Below are 5,835 nucleotides of genomic sequence, written 5' to 3' on the forward strand. Positions count from 1 at the left end.
CAGCCGCACAGCGCGGCCAGCATCTGGCCGGTGGCGTTCAGGTCGTTGTCGATCGCCTGCTTGCCGCACAGGACGAGGCCGGGGCCCTCCTCCTCGACGATCTTCGCCAGGATCTTCGCCACCGCCAGCGGCTCGATGTCGGTGTGCACGTCGTCGGCGGCGACGACGAGGATCGCCCGGTCGGCGCCCATGGCGAGCGCGGTGCGCAGCGTCTCCTGGGCCTGCTTCACGCCGATGGAGACGGCGACGACCTCGTCGGCCTTCCCGGCTTCCTTGAGGCGGATGGCCTCTTCGACAGCGATCTCGTCGAAGGGGTTCATCGACATCTTGACGTTGGCGAGATCGACACCGGACCCATCCGCCTTGACGCGGACCTTCACGTTGTAATCGATCACGCGTTTGACGGGCACAAGCACCTTCATCAGCGTAAATCTCCCTATGGATTCCTGTTCTCGCCCCCGTAGGTAGCGCGGGCTTGGCAGCGGCAACAGTGCAAAATCGTCACGTTAGCGCCAACCGACGTCGCGTTCTTGAAATCCATGGGGCCGCCGTGCGCCGCTCGTCACCGCCCGGTGCGGGCGGCGACATCGCCCCGCCCGCCGTCCCGGCCGGGTCTCAGCGGTTCGCGCCGGGCTTCCACAACACGTCGGCCTCGCCGTTGGCATTGGCAACGCGGGCGGCCACGAAGAACCAGTCGCTGAGCCGGTTGAGGTATTTCACCGCTGCCGGGTTGACGGTTTCCATTGTCGCCAGTTCCACGGCCAGCCGTTCGGCGCGGCGCGAGACCGTCCGGCAGACATGAAGATGCGCGGACAGCGGCGAGCCGCCGGGCAGGATAAAGCTGCGCAGGGGTTCGAGGCCAGCGTTCATCTCGTCGATCTCCGACTCGAGGCGGGCGACCTGGCTGTCGGCCACGCGCAGGGGTGGGAACTCGGCCTTGTCGTCGTTTTCCATGTCCGGGCGGCAGAGGTCTGCGCCGAGGTCGAACAGATCATTCTGGATGCGTGTCAGACGGGCGTCCAGATCACCCTCGGCATGTAGACGTGCCATGCCGACGGCCGCGTTCGCCTCGTCGACGGTGCCATAGGCGGTGACGCGCATCCCATGCTTGGCCACACGGGCACCGTTGCCCAGGGCGGTTTCGCCATCATCGCCAGTCTTCGTGTAGATCTTGTTCAGGACGACCATCATTCCGCTCCATTCAGCATCAGCGCACCGACAACGATTATGACAACCGCCACCAGCTGGGCCAGGATACGCATTTGCATAACCTTGTTGGATTTTTTCGGGTCGGCCCCGGTGCCGAACATCGATATGCCGCGGATCAGGATCAGCGCCACAACGAGGCAGGCGATGACGATCGCGATGATAAGGGGTTGGGGCGTCATGTTCGGGGCCTTTCGATCATGGTTGCGGCGGACTTAGCAGCTCTTGCGGGAAAGGAAAGGGGTCAGCCCTTGGCGATGAGCCAGTCCAGGGTCCGGGTTGGCAGCACGCGCCGCGCCAGCGCCATGATATGGGTCGGCGTGGTCACGCGGTAGCGCGGATGAGGACGAGGTGCGTCGAGGGCTTGTATGAGCTTGCGGGTCACTGCGCCGGGGGGCAACTCGAAGCGGTCGGGCTTGTCCTTGTCGTGATAGAGCCGTTCGAGCAGGCTGGTCTCGTACTGGACGCGGCGAGCAGAGGCCTTCCAGTCGATCCAGGTTTCGAAGGGCCGGCGGGAGTTTTCGCGGATGCGACTGGTGATCGGACCGGGTTCGATCAGGACAACGTCGATCCCGGCCTCGGCCATTTCCAGCCGCAGCACGTCGGTCAGCCCCTCCATGGCGTATTTCGTCGAAACATAGGCGCCGCGCCACTTCATCGGCACGAGCCCAAGAACCGAGGAACAGTTGACGATGCGCCCGTGTCCCTGGGCGCGCATGACCGGGATCACCTGCCGGGTCAGGTCATGGACGCCGAAGAGGTTGGTTTCGTAGATCGCGCGCAGGGCGTCGCGAGGCACATCCTCGACCGCGCCGGGGATGGCATAGGCGCCATTATTGAATACCGCGTCCAGCGTGCCGCCCGTGGCCTCCAGCACTTCGGCCAGCGCATCGCGGATCGAGCCCGGGTCATCGTAGTCGAGCCGCGGGCTGTACAGCCCTTCCGCACGCAGCGTCTCGCAGTCCTTCTCGGCCCGGCAACTGGCAAAGACAAGCCAGCCACGCGCGTGCAACGTGCGGGCGGCATCGGCGCCTATACCGGAAGAGCAGCCGGTTATCAGGATCGAGCGACGGGTCACGTCCGGGGTTGTGTCGCCAAAGACGGCGCAAGGCAAGGTGTCTTCGGCGTCGGGGCGGGGTTCAGGGGTCGAATTGGCGATTTACGCGGCCTGCCGGCTTGGCTACACACCATCTATGTCCGACGAGACGACAGACCCCAACATCGACCCGATGAACATGGCCGAGCCGCTGCGCCGCGCCATTGGCGAGCGCTATCTGACCTACGCCTTGTCCACTATCATGCACCGGGCGCTGCCCGATGCGCGCGATGGCCTCAAGCCGGTTCATCGGCGAATCCTGTTTGCCATGCGCGAGTTGCGGCTGTCCGCGACCGGGGGTTATCGCAAGTCCGCCAAGATCAGCGGCGACGTGATGGGCAACTACCACCCGCATGGCGATGCGGCGATCTATGATGCCATGGCGCGATTGGCCCAGGATTTCAACGTGCGCTACCCCTTGGTCGACGGGCAGGGCAACTTCGGCAATGTCGATGGCGACAATCCGGCGGCCAGCCGCTACACCGAGGCCCGGATGACCCGCGCCGCCGAGGCCCTGCTGGAGGGGCTGTCGGAGAACGCGGTCGATTTCCGGGAAAACTACGATGGCACCCTGCGCGAACCGGTGGTGCTGCCGGCGGCCTTTCCCAACCTGCTGGCCAATGGCGCCAGCGGTATTGCCGTGGGCATGGCCACCAATATTCCGCCGCACAACCTGGACGAGGTCATCGCGGCCTGCCTGCACCTGATCAAGACGCCTGATGCGCGCGATGACACGCTGCTCAACTACATCAAGGGTCCCGATTTCCCCACCGGCGGCATCATCGTCGAGCCACCGGAGAGCATGGCCGAGACCTATCGCACCGGAAAGGGCGGCTTTCGGCTGCGGGCCAGGTGGGAGGTCGAGGAGCTGGGCCGTGGCCAGTGGCAGGTCGTGGTCACGGAGATCCCCTACCAGGTCCAGAAATCCCGGCTGATCGAGAAGCTGGCAGAATTGATCCAGACCAAGAAGGTCCCGATCCTGGCGGACGTCCGCGACGAAAGCGCCGACGACATCCGTATCGTGCTGGAGCCGCGCTCGAAGAACGTCCAGGCGGATGTCCTGATGTCGACGCTTTTCCGAAATTCCGACCTGGAAACGCGCTTCAGCCTGAACATGAACGTGCTGGTCGATGGTGTCACGCCGAAGGTCTGCAGCCTCAGGGAAGTGCTGCGGGCGTTCCTCGATCACCGGCGCGCGGTCCTGTTGCGCCGCAGCCAGTATCGGCTGGACAAGATCGACAACCGGCTTGAAGTGCTGTCGGGGCTGATCACGGCCTTTCTGAACCTCGACCGAGTAATCGACATCATCCGCTACGACGACGACCCCAAGGCGGCCCTGATGTACGAGGACTGGAGCCGTCCGCACCAGGACGGCATTCGCCGCGCCAGTTCCGAGGCCGACTACCTGTCCCCCCTGGCCGGGTTGGACGTGGAAAACCTGTCACTGGTCGTGGACGAGAGCGCCATCGCCCCGGGGCTGGACGAGGGCGACAGCGAACGCAAGGTGCCGTCGAGCTATGCCGGGCGTGAGAACGGCCTGTCCGATGTTCAGGCCGAGGCAATCCTCAACATGCGCCTGCGAAGCCTTCGGAGGCTGGAAGAAGAGGCCCTGATCCGCGAGCGGGACGAGTTGATGGTCGAACGCGCCGGGATCGAGGACCTGTTGGAAGACGAGGGCCTGCAATGGGCGCGCATCGCCGAGCAATTGCGCGCAGTCCGCAAGGATTACGGCACCAGGGCCGAGGGCGGGGCGCGCCGCACCGGCTTCGCCGAGGCCGGTGCGGTCGAGGAGGTGCCGCTTGAAGCCATGATCGACCGTGAGCCGATCACGGTTGTCTGCTCGCAGCGGGGCTGGATACGGGCCATGTCGGGCCATATCGACCTGACCCGCGAGCTGAAGTTCAAGGACGGTGACGGGCCGCGCTTCATCTTTCACGCCGAGACGACCGACCGGCTCCTGATCTTCGGGACCAACGGGCGGTTCTACACGCTGTCGGCGGCGAACCTGCCCGGTGGGCGCGGCATGGGGGAACCCCTGCGGCTGATGGTCGACCTGCCCAACGAATGCGATATCGTCGATCTTTTCGTGCATCGCCCGGGCGAACGGTTGCTGGTGGCCTCGAGCGCCGGGGACGGTTTCGTCGTGTCCGAGGGGGATGTCGTGGCGCAGACGCGCTCGGGCAAGCAGGTGCTGAACGTCAAGGGCGATGCCGTGGCCCGCGCCGTGCGCCGGGTCGTCGGGGATCATGTCGCCGTCGTGTCCGAGAACCGCAAGTTCCTGGTATTCCCGCTTTCGGAGGTGCCCGAAATGGGCCGCGGCAAGGGTGTGCGGTTGCAGAAATACAAGCAGGCCCGCGGACGTCAGGGCATGCTGGAACTGGACGGCGGCCTGGCCGACATTACCACGTTCGACTGGTCCGATGGGCTCAGCTGGGCCATGGGCAATGGCAATACCCGCACCGAACGTGACCTGGGGCCTTGGCTGGGCAAGCGCGCGGGCATGGGCAAGCAACCGCCGCATGGCTTCCCACGAGACAATCGCTTCACCTGACCAGGCCATGGGTCGATTGCGCGTTAAGCCTTGCTGGGTTAATCCTTGATGAGTTGGACGCGAGGGGGATGTTCCATGCGTATCATGATCGGCCTGCTGGGCCTTCTGGTGCTGACCGCCTGTGGTGGTGTGCGCGATGACCTGACCGAAATGCCTGACCCGATCGGGGAATTTCGCCTTGGTCACAACATCGCCGTAACGCCTGACCCGGAAAAGGGCCCCTTTTCGCGCGATGCCAGCGCCGAGGAATGGAACGCGGCGATGCGCAAGGCCGTGGCCGACCGGTTCAACGAAACGCGCTTCCCTGGCGATGAATACTACCATATCGGCGTCGCGATCGAGGGTTACGTGCTCGCCCAACCCGGCATTCCTCTGATTTACTCGCCCAAGTCGGTGCTGATCGTCACCGCCAACTTCTTCGAGGACGCAACACAGACCAAGCTCAACGAGGAGCCGATCCAGCTGACCGTTTTCGAACCCTGCTGCTCGGTCCCATTCCTCGGCTCGGGGCTTTCTCGCTCGCGCGAGGAACAGCTTGAGGGCCTGGCCTTCAATGCGGCCCGTGCCATCGAGCGCACCATGCGAGAGAATGCCGATTGGTTCGGCGGCACCCCCGAGGTCCTGCCCGAGGACGAGACCATCGTCGAGGGCAATGTCCTGGTTGACGACCCCGACGCGGTGCTGCCCGACGAGACCCCGCCGGCAACCAATTGAACGCGCGTCGGGGCGGCGCAAGTCGCGCTTGATTTTCCCCCGGCAAGGCAATAAACGGCCCGCGATGTAAACCCGGGCCGCTGCTGCATTCCGCCAAGGCCCCCGAAACGACAAGGCGCCGCGCACCATGGCAAAGGAAAAGTTTGATCGTTCGAAAGAGCACGTGAACATCGGTACGATTGGTCACGTTGACCACGGCAAGACGACGCTGACGGCTGCGATCACGAAGTATTTCGGTGATTTCCAGGCGTATGACAGCATTGACGGT

The 5,835-nt window shown here is 64.5% G+C and carries 6 protein-coding genes and 1 pseudogene; 3 read left to right on the top strand and 4 right to left on the bottom strand.

Going from position 1 to position 5,835, the window contains the following annotated elements:
* The 4 genes and pseudogenes from VJ897_RS11950 to VJ897_RS11965 form a co-directional block, all read right to left on the bottom strand.
* Positions 1 to 422: pseudogene (locus VJ897_RS11950) on the bottom strand (electron transfer flavoprotein subunit beta/FixA family protein); the annotation flags it as partial.
* Between the two features lie 193 nt (positions 423 to 615).
* Complete coding sequence (locus VJ897_RS11955; protein ID WP_324055902.1) at positions 616 to 1,188, bottom strand: cob(I)yrinic acid a,c-diamide adenosyltransferase; 573 nt, start codon at positions 1,186 to 1,188, stop codon at positions 616 to 618.
* Positions 1,188 to 1,388: a twin transmembrane helix small protein gene (locus tag VJ897_RS11960; protein ID WP_324055898.1), complete on the bottom strand. Its 201-nt coding sequence runs from the start codon at positions 1,386 to 1,388 to the stop codon at positions 1,188 to 1,190. The genes VJ897_RS11955 and VJ897_RS11960 overlap by 1 nt, the downstream gene beginning before the upstream one ends.
* Before the next feature lie 62 nt (positions 1,389 to 1,450).
* A complete protein-coding gene (locus VJ897_RS11965) occupies positions 1,451 to 2,284 on the bottom strand; it encodes an SDR family NAD(P)-dependent oxidoreductase (RefSeq protein ID WP_324055899.1) in 834 nt (277 codons plus the stop codon).
* A gap of 115 nt (positions 2,285 to 2,399) precedes the next feature.
* Here VJ897_RS11965 and VJ897_RS11970 point away from each other — a divergent pair, with 115 nt between their 5' ends.
* The 3 genes from VJ897_RS11970 to VJ897_RS11980 all read left to right on the top strand — a co-directional run.
* The gene (locus VJ897_RS11970; protein ID WP_324055900.1) at positions 2,400 to 4,853 is read left to right on the top strand and encodes a DNA topoisomerase IV subunit A; all 2,454 of its coding nucleotides are present in this window, start codon (positions 2,400 to 2,402) and stop codon (positions 4,851 to 4,853) included.
* Positions 4,854 to 4,928: 75 nt separating this feature from the next.
* Complete coding sequence (locus VJ897_RS11975) at positions 4,929 to 5,567, top strand: hypothetical protein (RefSeq protein ID WP_324055901.1); 639 nt, start codon at positions 4,929 to 4,931, stop codon at positions 5,565 to 5,567.
* Positions 5,568 to 5,694: 127 nt separating this feature from the next.
* Positions 5,695 to 5,835, top strand: a 141-nt coding sequence (locus VJ897_RS11980; protein ID WP_324055019.1) for a GTP-binding protein, incomplete at its 3' end; no start/stop codon positions are given.

Origin of the sequence: Salibaculum sp. (assembly GCF_035270045.1) — a bacterium.
GTDB lineage: Bacteria > Pseudomonadota > Alphaproteobacteria > Rhodobacterales > Rhodobacteraceae > Salibaculum.

Coding starts and splice junctions, on each gene's coding strand:
- VJ897_RS11970 (WP_324055900.1), top strand. CDS start 2,400: ATGTCCGACGAGACGACAGACCCCAACATCGACCCGATGAACATGGCC.
- VJ897_RS11975 (WP_324055901.1), top strand. CDS start 4,929: ATGCGTATCATGATCGGCCTGCTGGGCCTTCTGGTGCTGACCGCCTGT.
- VJ897_RS11960 (WP_324055898.1), bottom strand. CDS start 1,388: ATGACGCCCCAACCCCTTATCATCGCGATCGTCATCGCCTGCCTCGTT.
- VJ897_RS11955 (WP_324055902.1), bottom strand. CDS start 1,188: ATGGTCGTCCTGAACAAGATCTACACGAAGACTGGCGATGATGGCGAA.